Origin of the sequence: Acinetobacter sp. 226-1, from assembly GCF_030329325.1 — a bacterium.
In the GTDB taxonomy this organism is placed as follows: domain Bacteria; phylum Pseudomonadota; class Gammaproteobacteria; order Pseudomonadales; family Moraxellaceae; genus Acinetobacter; species Acinetobacter sichuanensis.
Window position 1 is genome coordinate 396,695 of record NZ_JACANU010000002.1, and the last position, 20,246, is coordinate 416,940.

The 20,246-nt window shown below is 35.1% G+C and carries 20 protein-coding genes; 12 read left to right on the top strand and 8 right to left on the bottom strand.

The window, feature by feature from the left end:
• Positions 1–11: 11 nt before the first annotated feature.
• From HX124_RS05355 to HX124_RS05380, 6 genes are all read left to right on the top strand, one after another.
• Positions 12–506: a DUF2147 domain-containing protein gene (locus HX124_RS05355; RefSeq protein WP_286382178.1), complete on the top strand. Its 495-nt coding sequence runs from the start codon at positions 12–14 to the stop codon at positions 504–506.
• Positions 507–855: 349 nt separating this feature from the next.
• On the top strand, positions 856–1,344 hold the full coding sequence (locus tag HX124_RS05360) for a DUF2147 domain-containing protein (protein WP_286382179.1): 489 nt from the start codon (positions 856–858) through the stop codon (positions 1,342–1,344).
• A 394-nt stretch (positions 1,345–1,738) separates the two neighbouring features.
• Positions 1,739–4,738, top strand: coding sequence for a DNA gyrase subunit A (gyrA, locus tag HX124_RS05365; protein WP_286382180.1), 3,000 nt, complete (start codon positions 1,739–1,741; stop codon positions 4,736–4,738).
• Between the two features lie 220 nt (positions 4,739–4,958).
• Positions 4,959–5,366, top strand: a complete 408-nt coding sequence (locus HX124_RS05370; RefSeq protein ID WP_286382181.1) for a hypothetical protein — start codon at positions 4,959–4,961, stop codon at positions 5,364–5,366.
• 24 nt (positions 5,367–5,390) lie between these two features.
• On the top strand, positions 5,391–6,134 hold the full coding sequence (locus HX124_RS05375; RefSeq protein ID WP_286382182.1) for a hypothetical protein: 744 nt from the start codon (positions 5,391–5,393) through the stop codon (positions 6,132–6,134).
• An 89-nt stretch (positions 6,135–6,223) separates the two neighbouring features.
• Positions 6,224–6,538 carry a YqfO family protein gene (locus tag HX124_RS05380; protein ID WP_286382183.1) on the top strand — a complete coding sequence of 105 codons (315 nt, stop codon included), beginning with the start codon at positions 6,224–6,226 and terminating at the stop codon, positions 6,536–6,538.
• 82 nt (positions 6,539–6,620) lie between these two features.
• On the opposite strand, the gene HX124_RS05385 is transcribed toward HX124_RS05380, so the two are convergent.
• Together HX124_RS05385 and HX124_RS05390 are read right to left on the bottom strand one after the other, a co-directional pair.
• Positions 6,621–7,379, bottom strand: coding sequence for a nitroreductase family protein (locus HX124_RS05385; protein ID WP_286382184.1), 759 nt, complete (start codon positions 7,377–7,379; stop codon positions 6,621–6,623).
• A gap of 109 nt (positions 7,380–7,488) precedes the next feature.
• Positions 7,489–8,289, bottom strand: a complete 801-nt coding sequence (locus HX124_RS05390; RefSeq protein WP_107006546.1) for an enoyl-CoA hydratase-related protein — start codon at positions 8,287–8,289, stop codon at positions 7,489–7,491.
• Positions 8,290–8,393: 104 nt separating this feature from the next.
• Between HX124_RS05390 and HX124_RS05395 the strand changes: the two genes are divergently transcribed.
• On the top strand, positions 8,394–8,960 hold the full coding sequence (locus HX124_RS05395; protein ID WP_107006547.1) for a nicotinate-nicotinamide nucleotide adenylyltransferase: 567 nt from the start codon (positions 8,394–8,396) through the stop codon (positions 8,958–8,960).
• Between the two features lie 11 nt (positions 8,961–8,971).
• On the opposite strand, the gene HX124_RS05400 is transcribed toward HX124_RS05395, so the two are convergent.
• Positions 8,972–9,862, bottom strand: a complete 891-nt coding sequence (locus tag HX124_RS05400) for a LysR family transcriptional regulator ArgP (protein WP_286382185.1) — start codon at positions 9,860–9,862, stop codon at positions 8,972–8,974.
• Between the two features lie 115 nt (positions 9,863–9,977).
• Here HX124_RS05400 and HX124_RS05405 point away from each other — a divergent pair, with 115 nt between their 5' ends.
• Positions 9,978–10,577 carry a LysE/ArgO family amino acid transporter gene (locus tag HX124_RS05405; RefSeq protein WP_286382186.1) on the top strand — a complete coding sequence of 200 codons (600 nt, stop codon included), beginning with the start codon at positions 9,978–9,980 and terminating at the stop codon, positions 10,575–10,577.
• 47 nt (positions 10,578–10,624) lie between these two features.
• Here HX124_RS05405 and HX124_RS05410 read toward each other — a convergent pair whose 3' ends face one another.
• Positions 10,625–11,425, bottom strand: coding sequence for an enoyl-CoA hydratase-related protein (locus HX124_RS05410; RefSeq protein ID WP_286382187.1), 801 nt, complete (start codon positions 11,423–11,425; stop codon positions 10,625–10,627).
• Positions 11,426–11,835: 410 nt separating this feature from the next.
• Between HX124_RS05410 and HX124_RS05415 the strand changes: the two genes are divergently transcribed.
• Together HX124_RS05415 and HX124_RS05420 are read left to right on the top strand one after the other, a co-directional pair.
• Positions 11,836–13,533, top strand: a complete 1,698-nt coding sequence (locus tag HX124_RS05415; protein ID WP_286382188.1) for an AMP-binding protein — start codon at positions 11,836–11,838, stop codon at positions 13,531–13,533.
• A gap of 240 nt (positions 13,534–13,773) precedes the next feature.
• Entirely contained in the window at positions 13,774–14,451 is a 678-nt protein-coding gene (locus tag HX124_RS05420) for a response regulator transcription factor (RefSeq protein ID WP_286376464.1), read from the top strand.
• Positions 14,452–14,484: 33 nt separating this feature from the next.
• Here HX124_RS05420 and fabR read toward each other — a convergent pair whose 3' ends face one another.
• Positions 14,485–15,180, bottom strand: coding sequence for an HTH-type transcriptional repressor FabR (fabR, locus tag HX124_RS05425; RefSeq protein WP_107006552.1), 696 nt, complete (start codon positions 15,178–15,180; stop codon positions 14,485–14,487).
• Positions 15,181–15,321: 141 nt separating this feature from the next.
• Between fabR and HX124_RS05430 the strand changes: the two genes are divergently transcribed.
• Complete coding sequence (locus HX124_RS05430; RefSeq protein ID WP_286382189.1) at positions 15,322–16,389, top strand: ferredoxin reductase; 1,068 nt, start codon at positions 15,322–15,324, stop codon at positions 16,387–16,389.
• 12 nt (positions 16,390–16,401) lie between these two features.
• Positions 16,402–17,496 carry a fatty acid desaturase family protein gene (locus tag HX124_RS05435; protein ID WP_286382190.1) on the top strand — a complete coding sequence of 365 codons (1,095 nt, stop codon included), beginning with the start codon at positions 16,402–16,404 and terminating at the stop codon, positions 17,494–17,496.
• Between the two features lie 129 nt (positions 17,497–17,625).
• On the opposite strand, the gene HX124_RS05440 is transcribed toward HX124_RS05435, so the two are convergent.
• The 3 genes from HX124_RS05440 to HX124_RS05450 form a co-directional block, all read right to left on the bottom strand.
• Positions 17,626–18,405: a sulfite exporter TauE/SafE family protein gene (locus HX124_RS05440; protein WP_286382191.1), complete on the bottom strand. Its 780-nt coding sequence runs from the start codon at positions 18,403–18,405 to the stop codon at positions 17,626–17,628.
• Positions 18,406–18,528: 123 nt separating this feature from the next.
• The gene (locus HX124_RS05445; protein ID WP_107006556.1) at positions 18,529–19,125 is read right to left on the bottom strand and encodes a phosphatase PAP2 family protein; all 597 of its coding nucleotides are present in this window, start codon (positions 19,123–19,125) and stop codon (positions 18,529–18,531) included.
• Positions 19,126–19,323: 198 nt separating this feature from the next.
• Positions 19,324–20,028 carry an SIMPL domain-containing protein gene (locus HX124_RS05450; protein WP_286382192.1) on the bottom strand — a complete coding sequence of 235 codons (705 nt, stop codon included), beginning with the start codon at positions 20,026–20,028 and terminating at the stop codon, positions 19,324–19,326.
• Positions 20,029–20,246: the final 218 nt, after the last annotated feature.

Here is a 20,246-nt window from a genome sequence, read left to right on the forward strand (position 1 = left end):
TAGGATATAAGATGAAGATCAATATTTTAAAAAAAATTGGATTGATGATTTTTGTGGGAATGGGGTATTTAGCACATGTGCATGCAGCAAGTCCATTAGAAGGGTATTGGAAAAGTGTAGATGATCGTACTGGGGAGGATTTATCTATTATTGAAGTAAAAAAAATGCCTGATGGAACATATGGTGGTGTGATTTTACATCGTTTTGCTCCACCTGGAGGTGCTGTATTGACGCATTGTACAAAATGCCCTGAACCTTATAAGAATAAACCTTTGGTGGGTATGCAGATTTTATCTGGTTTTGTTGAGGATCCTAGTAAACCTAATAGTTTTATTCATGGGAAGTTGTTAGAGCCAAAAAGTGGCAAAATTTTTGAAGGAAAAGGGGTACTTATTTCAGATGGTCGGCGTTTTCGTTTGAGGGGATATGTGGGGGTGTCAATTTTAGGGCGAACTCATGTTTGGTTGAAGGTGAACGATCCTAAGGCTGAAATTAATAAGAAATAAAAGAAATATAAAATTACATTAGAATAACCCCTTAAATTATGTGAATTATAATGATTTAAGGGGTGTTTTTAAGGCAGTTATTTAACAAGTCAGTAAATAAAAATTTTTGTCCTCAATTAAATCTATGAATTTATTTTATTAAAAAATCTATTATCTTTAAAAAAAATTAAAGAAATATAGCCTATTCATAATATCGAGATAAATTTTAAATGAATATTAATTTATTTTTTTAAATTTGATAAATACTCAGCATAACTTTTAAAAATAACAATTGTATTTTATTAAGTGCGCAGTAATATAAAGTTTACTTCTGGTAAGGAAGAATAATTAATTCTTAATAGGACATAAGATGAAAATTAATATTTTAAAAAAAATTGGATTGATTGCTTTAATTGGAATGGGGTGTCTGACAAATATATATGCAAGTCCATTGACAGGATATTGGAAAAGTGTAGATGATCGGACGGGAGAAGCATTATCGATTATTGAAATTAAAAAATTAGAAGATGGAACTTATGGTGGTTTTATTGTCCATCGTTTTGCGGCGCCAGGTGGGGTGGTATTAACGAATTGTACAAAATGCCCTGAACCTTATAAAAATAAGCCTTTATTAGGTATGCAGATTTTATCAGGCTTTATTGAAGACCCTAAAAAAGAAAATCATTTTATTCATGGTAAGGTTTTAGAAGCAAAAAGCGGTAAAATTTTTGAAGGAAAAGGGCAGTTAACAACAGATGGGCGGCGTTTTCGCTTGAGAGGATTTGTGGGAGTGTCGATGTTGGGGCGTACACAGGTTTGGGTTAAAGTGAATGATCCACAAGCAGAAATTAATAAATAAAAAAGAAAAAAGTTTATATCCTCCAAATTACGTAATTTGGAGGTTTTCATTCTCAATTATAGCGTGTGTCATCTTATTTTTTATGTGTAATAAATTTGAATATATATAAAATTTGTACAATTTCCATTCAGAAAACATAAGTTTTTAAACAGAGAAGATGGCGTGATTGAGTAGGGCGAGTAATCAATATTTTATAACCAAAAATTGGTGAATAAATGTACGATTGGTTGGTGAAATTTAACAGGATTTGCAGTCATTTAAAGTCACAAAATGTGAAGTATTTGTGCTATAATTTTCGGCTGAATTTTAGATTTTGGCTTAAATTTTTTAGGTCAAATATTTGCAAGATTGATGATATAAATCGAGCATTTTTTGCTTGAAATAAGGAGTATGCATGAGCGTATCGGAAACTAGACCGATTGCCATTGAGGATGAACTCAAGCACTCATATCTAGACTATGCGATGAGCGTTATTGTCTCACGTGCATTACCAGATGTTCGAGATGGTCTAAAGCCTGTTCATCGTCGTGTGCTATTCGCTATGCACGAGTTAGGCAATGACTATAACAAAGCTTATAAAAAATCTGCCCGTGTTGTCGGTGACGTAATCGGTAAATATCACCCACATGGTGACTTTGCTGTTTATGAAACCATTGTACGTATGGCGCAAGATTTTAGTTTGCGTTACCAATTGGTTGATGGTCAAGGTAACTTTGGTTCTGTTGATGGTGACAGTGCTGCGGCAATGCGTTATACCGAAGTCCGTATGCGTAAATTGACCCATGAAATGTTGGCTGACTTAGAAAAAGATACAGTTGAATGGGAAGATAACTACGACGGTTCTGAGCGTATTCCTCAGGTGATGCCAACGCGTATTCCTAACTTATTGATCAACGGTGTCACAGGTATTGCTGTGGGTATGGCGACCAATATGGCGCCACACAACATGACCGAAGTGATCAATGCTTGTTTAGCTTATGCTGAAAACCCACAAATCAGTATTGAAGGGTTAATGGAGCATATCTCTGGTCCAGATTTCCCGACTGGCGGTATTATTTATGGTAAATCAGGAATTGTAGACGCTTATCGTACAGGTAAAGGTCGTTTACATATTCGTGGTAAATACCATTTTGAAGAAGACCAAAAAACAGGTCGTACTACGATCGTCTTCACAGAAATTCCTTACCAAGTCAATAAAGCAAAAACCATTGAGCGTATTGCTGAGTTGGTGAAAGAGAAAAAACTGGAAGGTATTTCAGAACTTCGTGATGAGTCTGATAAAGACGGAATGCGTATTGCAATTGACTTGAAGCGTGGCGAAAATGCTGAAGTGATTGTGAATAATTTATTCCTCAATACGCAACTTGAAAATTCGTTTAGCATTAATATGGTTTGCCTTGATAATGGTCAACCTAAGCTGATGAATTTAAAAGATATCATTGCGGCATTTATTCGTCATCGTCAAGAAGTCGTAACACGCCGTACGATGTTTGAACTGCGTAAAGCACGTGAGCGTGGTCATATATTAGAAGGTTTGACTGTTGCTTTAGCCAATATTGACGACATCATCGAAACCATTAAAACATCAGCAAACCCACAAGAAGCACGTGAGCGTTTACTTGCTGGAGAATGGGCAGGTGGAAATGTAGTTGCATTGCTTGAAAAAGCGGGCGCAATTTCTGTACGTCCAGATGAAATTGAAGGTGAAGATCCAAATCGTCCATTTGGTCTAGATGATGTTATTTATCGTTTATCACCTGCACAAGTTGGTGCAATTTTAGAATTACGTTTGCATCGTTTGACTGGTCTTGAACAGGATAAGTTACAAGCGGAATATTCTGAAATCTTGGCACAAATTGCTGAATTAACAGCAATTCTAAATGATTTCAATCTGTTGATGGCTGTGATTAAAGAAGAACTTGCTTTAGTCCTACAACAGTATGGCGATGCACGTAAAACAGATATTGTTGAATCTCGTATTGATTTTTCACGTGAAGATTTAATTCCAGAAGAACAAGTTGTACTCACTGTTTCTAAAACAGGTTATGCAAAAACTCAACCATTGTCAGATTATGCGGCTCAACGCCGTGGTGGACGTGGTAAATCTGCAACTTCGATGAAAGAAGATGATTATATTCAACATTTAATCGTGACATCGAACCATGCAACGGTATTGTGCTTTACCAATGTGGGTAAAGTTTATCGTTTAAGAGTTTTTGAAGTACCACAAGCATCTCGTGGTGCAAAAGGTCGCCCGATGGTCAACTTATTGCCATTAGATGCAAATGAAACCATCACAGCGATTCTTCCTGTGATTGATGCACCGAAGAAATTTACAGAACGTTTAGCAGAATTTAGAACGTTTGTTCGCAATAATGTAGATAAACTACGTGAAAATGCAATTATTGATGCACATTATGAAGCATTAAAAACTGCCTTTGCTGAGTTGGGTGACAATCCAGATGACTTATCAGATGCTTTACGCAAGCAGTTGAAAGAAATTGGTTTAGAGCTTTCTGCAACAGATGTACAAGATGATTTGGTTGCTGAATTTGCTGAACGTGTTGAAAGCGTGCGTAAAAACTTCTATGTCTTTATGGCAACCGCTTCAGGTACAGTAAAACGTGTTGAATTAGAACAGTTTAGTAATGTTCGTTCAAATGGTTTACGTGCAATTGAGTTGAAAGAAGAAGATACCTTGATTGGTGTTGCGATCACTGACGGTGAACAGCAAATTATGTTGTTCTCGAACGAAGGTAAAGCCATTCGCTTCTCAGAAACTGATGCTCGTGTGATGGGGCGTACTGCGAAAGGTGTTCGTGGTATGCGTGTAACACTTGCTGCTGTACAAGCAGAAGAAGATGTGGAAACTGATGTAGATTCTGATGATGAGGATCTATCTGATTCAGCATTTGTGAGCCGTATCGTTTCACTCGTTGTTGTTCCTGAAACGGGCGAAGTATTATGTGCTTCAGCCAATGGTTATGGCAAACGTACTTCTGTCGATGACTTCCCAACCAAAAAACGTGGTGGTAAAGGTGTTATTGCCATTAAGACTTCTGAGCGTAATGGTGAATTGGTCGGTGCTGTTGCGATTGATGTGACCAAAGAAGTGATGTTGATTTCTGATGGTGGTACTTTAGTGCGTACTCGTGCTTCTGAAATTGCACAAACAGGTCGTAATGCACAAGGTGTTCGTCTTATCCGTTTAGGTAATGAAGAAATCTTGGTTGGCGTTGTTGCTGTTGAAGCTGTTGAAGAAGATGAAGAAATTTTAGAGTCAGTTGAAACCATTGATGGTGAAGCATTAGTGGATCAAGAAAAGCTAGTGATTGATGAAACAATTATGGATGAGGCTAATGCTGAATCTAATAATGATGAAGTTGAAGAGTAATTTAAATATTTAAAGGAGAGCGCTTAGGCGCTCTTTTTTTTATCTGTATATTTAAGTATTTATCATTTTAATTTATATATGAGTTTTATTTGTAGTTATATCTGTGATAACTTGGTTTCTTAATGAAAGTTAAATGCTTTTATAAAAATAAACTGGGATTTGAATGAAGAATATTTTACTTATTTTGTGTTTAAGTTTACCGCTCATGGTGTGTGAAAAAGTGGGTAATGCGGTATTTGAAAAAGCAATTGGTGAAATACCAGAAAGTAGTGAAGAACAAGATATTAAGGCACAGCAGCTCTTTAGCGCATTGGTTGAAAAAAATGAAATTAAGGTTTACCAGTTGGTTGAATTAGATGTTCATGAATTATTAAATAATAATCCACAAGTGCTGCCAGAAATTTTTGAAATGATGCCTGATCATGTGATTGAGCCAAAAGAGGTAGTTTATCGTGCAAAAACAGTTGATTTAAAAGTAGGAAAAATATTTTCAGTGACTTATTACTATGATTATCCTGAGAAACCCATTCGTTTTACGGTGGTATTCAAAGGGCATGATGGAGGTGCAAAAGTATTAGGACTTTTTGTTACATCAGATCAAATAAAACCAGTTAATGAAAATAAGTAAACGGAAAAACAATTAAGTTAAAATATGGATAATCAAAATATAGATCATGAAAATATAGAAAAACCAGATGTAAAAGGCGAATTAAAAGTCTTTTTTGTTATTTTATGCGCGATTATTTGGTTTACTGTGATGTTTAGTGAATCTCGTAAATCCTATTTAGTTGCATTAACTGAATATGAAATAAGTTATAAATTAAATTGGGCATTAGAAAAAGAATTAGAAGTTGAAGATCTTATTTTTAGTTTCCATTCTAAAAAAGGTAAAACGATAAAACCTAAAGGTCCAGAACTCATTGTTAAAAATAAAAAAACTGGACAAACTCTGGTGAGTAAACAATTTAGTTTTTTTAAAATCAATCATCCTGAAATGAAGTTAATCTCAGATGTGGAATATCCGATAAGCTATCCTGAGTTTTATTATAGTCCTGATTATAGTGTGATGTTGAAGCGTAAAGATTTATATTGGATCACGAAAGCAACTGTGATCAGTGAGGGGCAAGAAGCACGTATTTATTTTAAAAATGCTGATCCAAATTTTAAAAAATATAATCAAATCCGTTCTACAAAAAATATGTATGTTTTTGTATTAATTGCAATATTTATGATTTCTTTTGCTATTTTTGCGACATATTTATTTAGTTGCTTAAAAGATTATAAAAATAATATTTCTTCGATCATTATTTCTATCTTAGGATTATTTTTTGTTATTTATTTTATATTTTACAAACTTATTTATATATGGATACAAGTTGAGTTTAGGATATTTTAGACTTTAAAATACTTTAGAGTTTTAAATCGCTTTAATATATATTTATAAAATTTAAAATCATCAACTATATTATTTGGAATGAAATTGAGATGCTAAAATTAATTTATTACGTTCCAGAGTCACATTTAGAAACGACAAAAGCAGCAATATTTGCAGCAGGTGCGGGAGGGATCGGAAACTATGAACACTGTGCTTGGCAAGTTTTAGGAATCGGGCAATTTAAACCTGTAAAAGGTGCGAACCCGTTTATTGGCGAGTTAGGTCTTTTGGAACAAGTTCCTGAATGGCGTGTAGAAACGATTGTTTCAGAGCAAAAAGCACGACAAGTTATGCATGCTTTAAAAGCAAGTCATCCTTATGAAGAACCTGCTTTTGAATTTATTCAGATGGTTGAGATTGATTGAAATCAGTAAGCTAAAAAGCAGCCTCTCTCTTTGCGAAACAGTGTTTCTCATCCCTTAAAGGGAGAGAAGACTTTATTGGTTTTTAAATCTTTTGAATAAATAAATCACGATCAAAGCGATATTGCGGTAAAAATACACCATCTTCTGCACGTTCACCTGCGGCGATCACCATAATTGGATATTGTTGATCATGCAAATTTACAATTTGACGCAGCATCGGTTCATCAAAGCCTTCCATCATACAACTATCAAAACCATAAGCACGTAAAGCCAAGACAAGGTTTTCGCAAGCCAATGCTGTCGTTTTTGCTGCCCAAAGCTTAGCATCGGCAGGGTTAAAAGCCGTTACAGGTAATTGTTTGTTCATGATACGGGCGATTTTAAATGCTACTTTTTTAAAATTACCCAAAGTGTTGAAATAACCAGTTTTATAGTTATAAGGAATATATCTATAATATTTTTGCACAATCGGTGGAACTTCAGGAAATGGAAATTCACTTAAATTTCGTTGAGACATTTCATCTATACGGTCTGTACGGGCAACACAAATAATCAGTTCTGCGGCTGTTCTGGCAGCAAGTTGGCTTAAACATGCTTTAACCAATTGTTGTTTTTTCTCTTGTGTTTGAACAACATAAAATGTCCAAGGTTGTAAGTTAGATGAGTTAGGTGCAAGTAAAGCCAAATCTAAACATTGCTCTAAAACTTCGTTTGGAATTTTCTTTTCTGTAAATTTACGTACAGAGCGGCGACTTTGTAGAACAAGCTTAAAATTATCAATATCAATATTTTGTGGTGCAGGTTCATAATAACGCTGCTTGGTCGAATTTTCTTGTGTCATAAATCTTGCCTTAAATTTATAAAATAAATAAAAATTTCAAATGAAAAAGCCACTGAATATAATGACTTCAGTGGCTTAAACTTATATGAATATACAAATGAATACACAATTAGTTAAATTGAGAAAAATCTGGTTTACGTTTTTGCATAAATGCTGAAACAGCTTCTGCCATTTCAGGTGATTTGACACGTGTCATAAATACTTCAGCTTCATGATCTACGCATTCAATAATTTGTTCTAAATTGTGTTTCATTAAAGCTTTACTTTGTTTTAATGATGCTAAAGGCAGTGAAGATAAATGACGTGCTTGTGCTTCAGCATGCGCATAAGCATCTTCTACAATTTCATTGACTAAGCCTGTAGCGAAGGCTTTTTCTGCATTAAATTTTTGTGCAGTAAAAATAAGCTCAGCCGCTTTATGATAACCTGCTTGTTGTACCAAGAGTTGTGTAGCAGCGCCTTCAGGAGATAAACCTAGACTGACAAATGGCATTTGAAATAATGCTGTGTTATCGCTATATACCAAGTCAGCATGTAATAAAATAGTGACACCAATTCCAATTGCTACACCACGAACAGCGACAATTAAGGGTTTAGAAAATCGAGCAGCAGACTTTAATAATACAAATGGCGGATTCATACCTGCTTTACGATCTAAAGGCTTTTGCGCACTAGCCAAGAAGTCTTGCATATCATTGCCCGCAGTAAAGTCATTGTCTTGTCCGCGTAAAATGACATTGCGTACAGCATCATCATGATCTGCTTCATCTAATGCTTGAGCAATCCACAAATATAATTCACCATAAAGTGCATTTTTTGCTTCAGGGCGATTGATTGCTAAAGTGAGCGTACCGTTGTCTAAATTTGCATTTAAATGTGGGTGAGGCTGTTGAATACAATTGAGGGTCATCGTACTATCCTTGCTTTAAAATTCATTGGATTTTTATAACGCCATTATGTCGCATATTTTATGTGTAGACGCAAACTGGTCAGTTCATAAAAATGAGGACTATGATGCAATATTGTTTTGATTATCTGGTTTATATTGGTCGTTTTCAGCCTTTTCATTTGGCGCATATGCAAACTATAAACATTGCATTAGCGCAAAGTCAAAATATAATTTTGGCATTAGGCTCAGCACAAAATGAGCGTAATATTAAAAATCCCTTTAGTGCTGAAGAACGTGAAAAAATGATTCTCTCAAATTTTTCACCTGAAAACCAAAAACGTATCCATTTTGTACATGTTATTGATGTTTATAATGATGTGAAATGGGTAAAGCTAGTGAAGTCTTTGGTGAATGATGTGGTTAAATCTGATGACCGAGTGGGTTTAATTGGTCATTTTAAAGATGAGTCTTCTTATTATTTACAGCTTTTCCCTGAATGGAAAATGGTTGAATTGGAGAGTTTGAAAGGGTCAATTTCAGCAACACCACTCAGAGAAGCATACTTTCAGGGTGAAATTAAACAGGCTGAATTTCCATTGGGAACAGTAGAGTTTTTAGAGAAATTCCAAAAAACTGAAACCTATCAAAAATTAAGTGAAAAGTTTCAACAACAAGATCGTTCAAATATTTAGCTTTTTATCTTTTAGTTCAGTACATGATGAGCATATTGAATCAAATGAGCTGTTAAGTGTTGAAGTTGCTGAGATTGTTGTTTCCAATGATGCCAATACAAAGCCAGTTGAATTTGAAACTGCGGTGATATTTCTATGAGTTCACCCGTATCTAAAAACTTTTTTACTTGATAATCAGGCAGCCAGCCATAGCCTAAGCCCATGACTATAGCATCAACAAAGGCAGTCGATGACGGAATAAAATAATGAGGATATTGACTAGGACTGAGACCAAAATTTTGTTGTATATAATGAGTATGTAGATAATCTTTTTCATTGAAAATCAAAGCGGGTGCCTGTCTTAAGGCATCACGGTGTACGCCTTGAGGAAACCATTGTTTTACAAAAGAGGGCGTTGCTGTAAAACGATAATTCATACTGCCTAAGTATTCAGCGATACAACCTTTCATTGCTTGAGGTTCTGTTGTGACACAGGCATTCACAAGACCTGTTTCAAGTAAATGATGGGTTTCTGATTGGTCGTCGACTTGAAAATGCACAGTGATGTTTTGTTTAATCAGTAAATCACGTAATAAAGGTAATAACCATGTGGCGAGAGAGTCAGCATTCGTTGCAATATTGACCTGATAAAAACCAGAATGTGTATCTTGACCTTGGAGCTGTTGTAATAAATTTTGTTGCATTAAACGAGTGTGTTGTAAATGTTGCAAGAGTATTTGCCCAACTTGTGTCACACGACAAGGGCGTTCTCTTAAAATAAGGACTTGCCCTAACTTTTTTTCTAATGTTTGTAGCCGAAGTGTGACTGCTGATGCTGTAATACATAACTTTTCGGCTGCGAGTTCAAAGCTTCCTGTTTCTGCAACAGCAAGAAAAGCTTCACTTTGTTTGCTTTGTAACATGTGTTTATCCAGCATGAGGCTAAGAAAAACTTAGTTTAGCTAATATTTTATAAGAATAATTTATTTTAATTTTCAAATTTGCATAATGGCTCAGTTTAATGATTAAGATGAAACAATGTATATTTTTCTTCAAGGTTTTGCTGTGGGCATGGGGCTAATTGTGGCGATTGGTGCTCAAAATGCTTTTGTATTGAAACAAGGACTCAAGAAACAATATGTCTTTTGGATTTGTTTGGTTTGTGCATTATCGGATGCGATCCTCATTCTCTTAGGCGTGTTGGGCTTTGCTTCAATAATTGAAAAAATACCTGAGATTTTGATCATTGCTCAGTATTTTGGTGCTGCTTTTTTATTTTTTTATGGTGCTCAGCATTTTTATACAGCATTAACACAAAATCAAACATTAATTGCAACAGAACAATCTGAACAAAATTTATGGAAATTATTAGCCATTTGCTTAGCATTAACATGGCTAAATCCTCATGTTTATTTGGATACGGTCATTTTATTGGGTTCAATTTCTACACAATACGCAGCAGCTAAAATGAATTTTGCTTTAGGGGCAATCACAGCTTCGTTTATCTTTTTCTTTGCATTAGGCTTTGGGGCAAGGCTTTTACAACCGATTTTTAAAAGACCTAATGCATGGAAAGTTTTAGATATCCTTATTGCAATAATGATGTGGGGAATTGCTGTGAATTTGATTTCCCATTGATTTTAAAACCAAAAAGACTGCATTATCCTCTTAATGCAGTCATCACTTTAACGTTTAAAAACAGGTTCACGGCGCTCTGTAAATGCCATGATCCCTTCCATAAAAGCAGGTGTTTGAATCAATTGGCATTGCAAATCTTTTTCATAGTTTAATTGCTGTGTTAAGGTATTTTCGTTGGCAGATGAGTAGGTATTACGAATATGTTGGGCAATATGAGGCGGTAGTGAGGCGAGTTTTTTTGCAATTTTTAAAGCCTCATCAAGCAATTCATTTTTGGGTACAGTTTTCCAGATTAAGCCCCATTGTTCTGCTTGGGTTGCACTGACTTTTTCTCCAAGTAAAGTAATCGCTTTGGTTCTTGCTGTACCAATTAAACGTGGTAAAAACCATGATGTTCCCATGTCAGGAATGAGTCCAAGTTTGGGTGCAAAAGTTAAAATAAAATATGCTTCTTCGGCAGCAAGTGTAATATCACCTGCTAAAGCAATGCCAACACCTGCACCTGCTGCAACACCATTCATAGCAATAATCACGGGAATAGGGAAGTTTTCAAGCTGTTCAATCCATTGATTAAAATAATATTGCATATGATAATCTAATGACTCAGCAGGAGATTTACCATCAATACCCATAAAAAATTCTGGATTCAGTTCAGCACCTGTGCAAAAAGCTTTACCTTCACCACTTATCACCAGTGCGCCAATAGCACTATTTTCACGAATTGCTGTAAAAGCATCTAAAACTTCTTTTACCATTTCAATAGATAGGCTGTTCATTACAGAGATACGTGTAAACTTTAGTAGCGCAACCTCATCAAAGTATTCAAGTTTTATCGTTTGGTAAGTCATTCATATATCCTTATATTATTACGTTACTGAGAAAATGATTTGCTTAAAAAGATGTATTACATTGCTTTGTTATTGTGCAAATTTTTGAGTCATATCTAGAGATGGAAAATATATTTATCTACGTTATAGGTGAATACTTCTTGATCAGCATTGGCAATAAGTAACAGTTTTTACTCAAAATAAGTGTAAATTGAAATTAAAAGATATTTCACTCAATAAAATGGAAAATAGAGAAAAAGCTTCGGAACAGACTATCTTTTTAAGAATTGCAATAGTATAAATAATAGGCATTTGAATATTTTTTGCAATTGGATGCGAAAAGTAAATGTGTACTGTTTAAAAATTTAAAAAAGGGTATTACTTTGTTTTAATTTTATTAAAACATTGATTTTAAAATGGATAAAAACAATATGGATAGCAAGAATCAAGTTGAAGCGCGTGACACACATCTGCACTATTTATTACATTGGGAGCAGAAACAACCCAATAAAACTTATTTAGTACAACCTTTGTCTGATGGCTCTGTTGTGGAATATACATGGGGGGAAGTCGCTCGTCAGGTACGTTTAATGGCGAGCTATTTGCAATCTTTAAACTTTCCAGCACACAGCCGTATTGCTATTTATGGTAAAAATAGTGCGCATTGGATTATTGCTGATTTGGCAATTTGGCTTGCAGGTCATGTTTCTGTGCCCTTATATACCACCTTAAATGCAGAGGGAGCAGCTTATGTTTTAGAACACAGTGAGGCAAAATTATTTTTTATTGGAAAATTAGATGGAGTCGCTGACAGTTGGCATAGTGTAAAAACAATTATTCCTGAAAATATGCCGTGTATTCGTTTGCCTTTAGCTCCAGATTACTCTGCACCGGCTTGGGATGAAATTATTACTCAAACGCCACAATCCGAAAACTTATCTTTGCCTCAAGAGCATGATTTAGCAACCATTATTTATACATCAGGCAGTACAGGTTTACCCAAAGGTGTCATGCAAAGTTTTGCAACATTAACTCGCCCTACGCATTCTTTATCAGGAACTTTTGCTGTTACGTCAAATGAACGAACTTTGTCTTATCTACCTTTAGCACATGTTGCAGAGCGAATGTTTATTGAGTCAGCTTCTTTGGCAGCAGGATTTACCGTATATTTTGCCAATAATTTAGAAACTTTTGTACAAGACTTAAACCGAGCAAAACCAACAATTTTCTTTTCAGTGCCACGTTTATGGACAAAATTTTATTTGGGAATTAATGAGAAAATTCCATTATCTAAGCAAAAAATATTATTTAAATTGCCTATTTTAGGTAAAGTGATTAAGAAGAAACTTTTAACTAAATTAGGCTTAAATCATATACGTTTTGCTTTAACGGGTTCAGCACCATTACCTGTAGATATTATCAAATGGTACCGAAGTTTAGGGCTTGAATTACTTGAAGTTTATGGCATGACTGAAAATTGTGGTTATTCACATGTAACACGCACAGGACAATATGCTGAAGGTTTCGTTGGGCATGTACAAACAGGTGTGCAATGTAAAATTGATGAGAATGGTGAAATCTTAGTCAAGAGTCCCGGAACAATGTTGGGATATTATAAAAATCCAGAAAAAACAGCAGAAGATCTCACAGCGGATGGTTTTTTACGTACAGGGGATATGGGCGAGATCGATGCTTCAGGACGCTTAAAAATTACGGGAAGAGTGAAAGATATTTTTAAAACCTCAAAAGGTAAATATGTGATGCCTGTACCGATTGAGCAAAAGTTAGGTAATCATGGTTATATTGAGTCAGTTTGCGTGGGAGGTGCCAGTTTGCCTCAACCTGTAGCATTTGTCATGCTAGCTGAAGATTTGCGACATCACTTAGCTGAAGGCAAGCAGCAAAGAGAACCTGTTGAACAGGAGTTAACAGCACTTTTAAATAGTACCAATGAAAAATTAGAATCTCATGAAAAGCTTGCATTTATTGTCATCATTAAAAAATTATGGACTATGGATAATGATTTATTAACACCAACGATGAAGATTAAACGTAATAAAATAGAAGCTCTTTATCAACAACCTCTAGAAAGTTGGGCGGCTAAACAGCAAAAAATAATCTGGGAATAAACTTAAATTTAGTGTGTTGGATGAAAAAAAAGGGAGTTTTAGATAAACTGCCTTTTTTACCATATAGTCAAAAATAATAAATATCAAAAAATAAGCTTTAGGGTAAAGTGTGATTTATTTTATATTTTTAAGTTTTTGTGTGATTTTTATTGATATTTTTGTATTAAAAATCACCAATCTCAGGGATATAAAATTGACCAGATAGTCCATAAAATATAAAAAAATGAATTGGATATCGTCATGTTTAATATTTCTTGTCCGTTATTAAAACCGATTTTAGTCTTAGAAGATGATCCTAATGTACAAATCCGCATTGAAAAATTGTTATATGCGTTTGGCTATAAAAAGCAAGATGTGCTTTTTGCACAAAGTATTGCAACAGCAAAAAAAAATGCACAAGAAAATATTGTGCAGTTAGCATTGGTCGATTTAGGTTTACCTGATGGTAACGGAATCGATTTTATAAAATATTTACGTCAAAAAAAGGAAAAAGAAGATATTCCTGTCATGGTGATTTCCGCATGGAATACAACGGAAATGATTTATCAGGCACTCACTGCTGGTGCAACAGGTTATGTACTCAAAGAACGTGATGATTTAGAAATCATGTTTGCGATTCGTAGCATATTAACGGGCGGCGCAATTATTGATCCTAGCATTGCTAAAGAAATTTTAAATAAGTTTGTTGGTGTGGATGTTGTTTCACAAGATGTGAGCAAGAAAAGTATTTTATCTAACCGAGAAACAGAAATTTTAAAATTGATTGCTTCAGGTTTAAGCAGTAAAGAAATTAGTCACCAACTGGTGATTGCAAAATATACGGTTGATGTTCATATCAAAAATATTTATCAAAAACTTGAGGTAAATTCGCGCACTAAAGCCATTCATGTTGCACAAAATATAGGCTTATTAAGTTAATAATAAGCCTTTGTGCATAGATGATTTTAAGGTTTAAGGAATGGTTGCATCATTCATATGGCGAGCACCTTCAAGCAGCATGCGAATCATAATCATGGTTTGTTCAGCAACTGCTTTGCGTTCATGATTTGGCAGATCTAGCACTTTTGCTCCCATATTAAAAACCAATTGTGTAATGGCTTTGGCTACAAGCTCGGGATGAATGAGTTTATGTCGGTTCAGCTTTTCTAAGCGAATTAAGTCTTCTTGTAACTCTTGTTGAAAAAAAGCCAATTGTTGGTCTACAGCATGTTTATATTGGATTGAACCTGTATAACCTTCACGTAATAATAGACTTAAATTTCCTTCGTCAGCATCTAATTGTTCAATAAATACTTCAACAGAACTACGGATAATACTGCCGTTTTTGGTCGCTTGTAGACGTGCTTGATGCAAAATTTGACGTAAGACACCGCCTGCACGGTCAATTAACTCAATTGCAAGTTCATCAATATCTTTAAAGTGTCGATAAAAACTATTGGGTGCAATACCTGCTTCACGTGCAACTTCTCTCAAACTTAAAGATGAAATACTTTTTTGTGGGCTAATTAAATTTAGTGCGGCTTGAAAAAGCTCTTCTTTAGTAATGGTTGCTTTTCTGCCTACTGAACGCACAGATACTTTTTCAAGACCCGTATCTGTGTCTTGAACGGAAATAGAATTTTCAGAGAGTGCAGAGGGCTGATTCATAAATATCAAGTAAATTAAGTTATTTAACTATTATAGCCGTTGCCATTACATAAATGAAATGTCTAGATACAATACAACTGTATATACAAATATATATACATATGTATAATAATTTAAATCCTATTGAGTGGTACGCCTCTGATGCATGCTCTTAAAAAGCAAAAATCTCCTATAAATTCAATATTTGAAGTTGTATTAGGCACTCATGCAAGCAACTTCTGGCTACAAAAAATTAATCCTTTATGGTCAATTCAGCAAGCACTTGGAAAAATTGTCCAAAAAGAACAAACCGCCGTTGATATGGTGAGTTTGACGATTCAAGTAAATCGTAATTTTAAACATGGGCAAGCAGGGCAACATCATCCTATCACGATTGAAATTAATGGTCGTCGCTATGAGCGTACTTATAGTTTGACTCAACTTGATACACAACATGTTGTATTAACAGTAAAAAAAGTTGAGAAAGGTATCGTTAGTCAGTGGCTAAATGAACAAGCACAAGTTGGAGATATTCTTGAGTTTGGTCAGCCTTATGGTGAAATGCAACTGCTAAACACAACTCAGCCACTTGTATTATTGGCTGCGGGAAGTGGCATTACGCCGATGTATAGCTTAGTTAAGGATTTGCTTCAAAACAAAAAAAATAAAGAGCAAACGGTACATCTAATGTATTGGGTAAAAAAACATGCCGATGTTGCATTTAAACAGCAGTTTGAACAATGGGCAGTACAATATCCAAACTTTAAATTTGATGTTTTTTATACACAAGATACGCCTAAAGATGCACGTTTAAATGTTGAGTATTTACATTTGGTGAAAGACCTTACACAAAGTACGGTTTATGTTTGTGGTCCATCAGGTTTTGTCAGCACTGCGGAAAGTTTATTTCAGTCCGCACATGATTTTAAAAGTGAAGCTTTTAGTCTTACGCCCATAATTTCTGATGAAACAGGCTTTGTAAATGTAACTTTAACTCAGTCGAATAAGGTGCTGGCGATTCCAAAAGGTCAGTCTATTTTGGTGAGTTTAGAACAACAAAACATTAAACCGCAGCATGGCTGCCGTATGGGAATTTGCAATAAATGTGCATGTAATAAAGCCCAAGGTGCAACCAAAAATATGGTGAATGGTCAAGAAAACTCTGAACCTAACAATTTACTTAGAATTTGTGTAAATACTGCACAAACTGATTTAGTTATCGACATTTAAGCGAGTTTTATCATGAATATGCCAGTTAAAATTCAATATTTTACCAATCCTAAAAACCGTGAGTTAACTCAGTTTGAGTTAGATGAACTTGCCCGTGAACTTGATGCAATTAAGCAAGAAGTTCTTGATGATATTGGCGAAAAAGATGCGAAATACATTAAAAAGGTTTATGCAGCGATTCGCTATAGCAGTATTTTAGGGCGCGCTTGTCTTTTTGCAGGTTGGTTCCCACCAGCATGGTTGCTAGGCACAGGTTTACTTGGTTTTGCCAAAATCATGGAAAACATGGAGCTGGGTCATAATGTCATGCACGGGCAATATGATTGGATGAATGATCCACGTTTTAAAGGAACAAATTATGAGTGGGATATTGTAGGTACTTCTGATAATTGGCGTCAAACCCATAACTACAAGCACCATACCTATACTAATATTAAAGGCATGGATGACGACATTGGTTATGGTTTATTGCGCCTTTTCCCTGAACAGCGTTGGAAGCCGGGCTATTTATTACAGCCTTTATATAGCATTCCATTTTGTTTGTTATTTCAATGGGGCGTTGCAATCCAAAATCTTGAAATTGGTAAATTAATTTACAAGCGGAAAACTTGGGCTGAGTTTAAAAAAGAATGGAAACCGACACAGCAAAAAATAGGCAAGCAATTTCTAAAAGATTATGTATTTTTTCCTTTAATTGCAGGACCTGCGGCGTTGCCTGTATTTACAGGTAATTTGGTTGCAAATGGTATTCGTAACGTTTGGACATTTAGCATTATTTTCTGTGGTCATTTCACCAAAGATGTAGAAGTTTTTCCTAAAACGTTATTACAAAATGAAAGCCGTGGTCATTGGTATATGCGTCAAATTCGTGGTTCTTCAAACTTAACAGGTTCAGAAGCGTTCCACATTTTGACGGGGCACTTAAGCCATCAAATTGAGCACCATTTATTTCCTGAAGTACCTGCACGTCGTTATCGTAAAATGGCACCGAAAGTACAGGCTGTATGTGAAAAATATGGTTTGAACTATAACAATGCAAGTTTATTAAAACAGTATGGTCAGGTACTTGGACGTATTGTCAAATATGCTTTCCCATTTAAGAAATAATTAGCATTGATTTTGAAATAAAACCGCTTTCGAGCGGTTTTTTATTGGGAAATAAGTTTGAATTTTGTCATCATAATTGAGACGACATATTGACCGTGCTCAGCATGAGCATTGAAGATTGAAAAAACCTTAAAATAAGGACAACGAGAATAGATCAGATCCCATTCGCCCAATTAAAAAAACCAATAAAATCAGAAAGAAAATACGGATGAAACCACTGCCATATTTCATTGCCAAAGCCGTGCCTGTAATTGCTCCCAAAATATTACATACAGCAAGGACAACGGCTGCGAGCCAAATCACATGACCCGTTGGAATAAAGAAAAACATCGCGGCTGCGTTGGTGGCAACATTGACGAGTTTTGCCGAAGCAGAGGCATTTAAAAAGTCAAAAGCAAAGACTTTGACAAATAAGAATAATAAAAAACTACCCGTTCCTGGACCAAAAATACCATCATAAAAACCAATACATGCACCAAACAAAATGCCGAGCGCAATTTCCTTTTTCCCTGCTTGTAAAACGGTATGAACTTGTCCAAGATCTTTTTTGGCAAATGTATAAATGGCAATGGCAATCAGCAAAAAGAACACGATATAACGCATGAATTCTTTGGGAATAAGCGAAACTGACATTGCTCCAAAGAAAGAAAATATAAATGCAGCAACCATGGTCGGTAGGATTAACTTCCAATTAATGGTTACTTTCTTAAAATAAGCAAGCGCAGAAGACAATGTACCTGCCATTGCAATCATTTTATTGGTACCAAAAACAGTGGCTAAACTATGTTTTGGCAAAGCATGCATGAGGGCAGGTAATTGGACTAGACCACCACCACCCACTGTGGCATCAATCAGCCCACCACAGAATGCGAAAAAGCCGAGACCCATTAAAAGGGTTTGATATTCCATGGTCAGCGCTGATATTTAAAGGAGATGTTGCGAGTTTATGCTAGAAGTATTTGCAATGAAAGTCATAAAAATAACCAAGTCTCACGATTTGAGACTTGGTTGTTGTAATGTAGGAGGTAGTGTTTATTTTATATACCCTTTATCAATAAAAGGTCTAAAAATACGATAATAAATTGACAAGACCAGATTTAAAATAAAGTCTTTATATTTGTGCCATAGCATGAGCCCAGAAAAATTGACCAATAATGCCAACAAAAAAGCACCAATCATATCGAGTGGAAAATGCACTCCTACATAAACACGAGACCATGCCACTAACCACGCGACCAAGATGAGTAATTTACCCAATTCGCGTTGTGATGAAAAATAGTAAGCAAAGGCGATACTACTAAAAATCGTCATGTGATTACTTGGAAAAGAACCTGTCGGTTTATGTTGAATTAAGGTTTGACCGACTTCCATGACAAAGGGTCGTGGAGAATAAAAAAAATGTGAAATTAACTGACTAATTGACAGTGTCACACAAGTAAAAATGAATGCTTTTAAAATCTGTTTTTTGACTTGTTCATCGCCACGAAACCACAAGATGGCAAATACAACAATCATTAAATACAATAAATCATTAGCAATGAAAATTGCATAGTGCATCATAAAGGATGATGCATGTTCAGGCGCATTTAAAAGATTAAATACAGCAAAATTTAAGTTTTCAATCGACATTAGAGTAAAATTCAAGTAAATCGACGGTAGGCTACTTTAAGCATATTGTCATTAAAATGAAATATAGTGCTCACCTAAAAGCAACAATGTAACTCAAAATTTGAAACCAATCTGACGGGTTTTTTAATAAAAAACAGCAGAACAAGGGATTGATCTACTGTTTTATAAGGTATGTATTTTTGTCAAAAATAAGAAGACTTATTTAAATTGGATAGATCCATTGGCATTGACAGTAATTTTAGACTCGCCAGAAGCCATGTTTTGTCCACCTGCGTCGGCTGCTTCAAATTTTGCCATGCTAGCACGTGCTGCATAGATCGGCTGAGGATAAGAATTATTGGTGTTGATATTTAAGCTCACCAAGTTATATGCTGATTTATTCCATGCCTGTGTCAAAATTTGCGCACGTTGCTGGAAATTTTTGGATGCTTCAACCATCAGCTCATTTTCAACTTTTTTCCGTTGTTCATCAGAAACGGTAAAGTTAATGGATTGAGTTTGGAAATTTTGTTGCAACTCGCTGATCAACTGGCTTGCTGCTTTAAAGTCTTTGCTTTCAATTTGGACTTCGGCACGACCACGCCATTCTTTTAATTTTTGGTTGTCATTGTCATAAATCGGATAGGTGGTTTGAGAACCTGTTTCGACTTTAACCTGAGGATATTTTTTAGCAATGCTCATGGCTTGATTCATGAGTTGTGTAATTTGAGCAGACAATTCAGCAGGTTGTTTGTTGGTTTTTTCAATAAATAAGACAGCATGCATCTCATCATTGGATACTTGGCGAGTTGCGTCTGCTTGTACATTGACAACATTGTAATTTAACGCGTCATTTTCTGCTGCCATAGTCAGGGTGCTCAGGGTTGTTCCTAAAAGTAGGGTGGTTAAGGCTAAATAACGCATAGTTTGTCCTTAAAAGTATTCATTGAAATCATTTATTTGATATTAAGCATAAGTCAGGGAGAGCTTTTGCAGAATTTGTGGTGCATTTGTAATAATTTATACCAAGTTTGCAACAAATAATAAATTAAAATACGATATAAATTAGTATGTTATTTCTATTTTGTAAAAAATAAATGAATTAAAATATCGCAGAAATTAAAAACAAGTAAATTATCGGC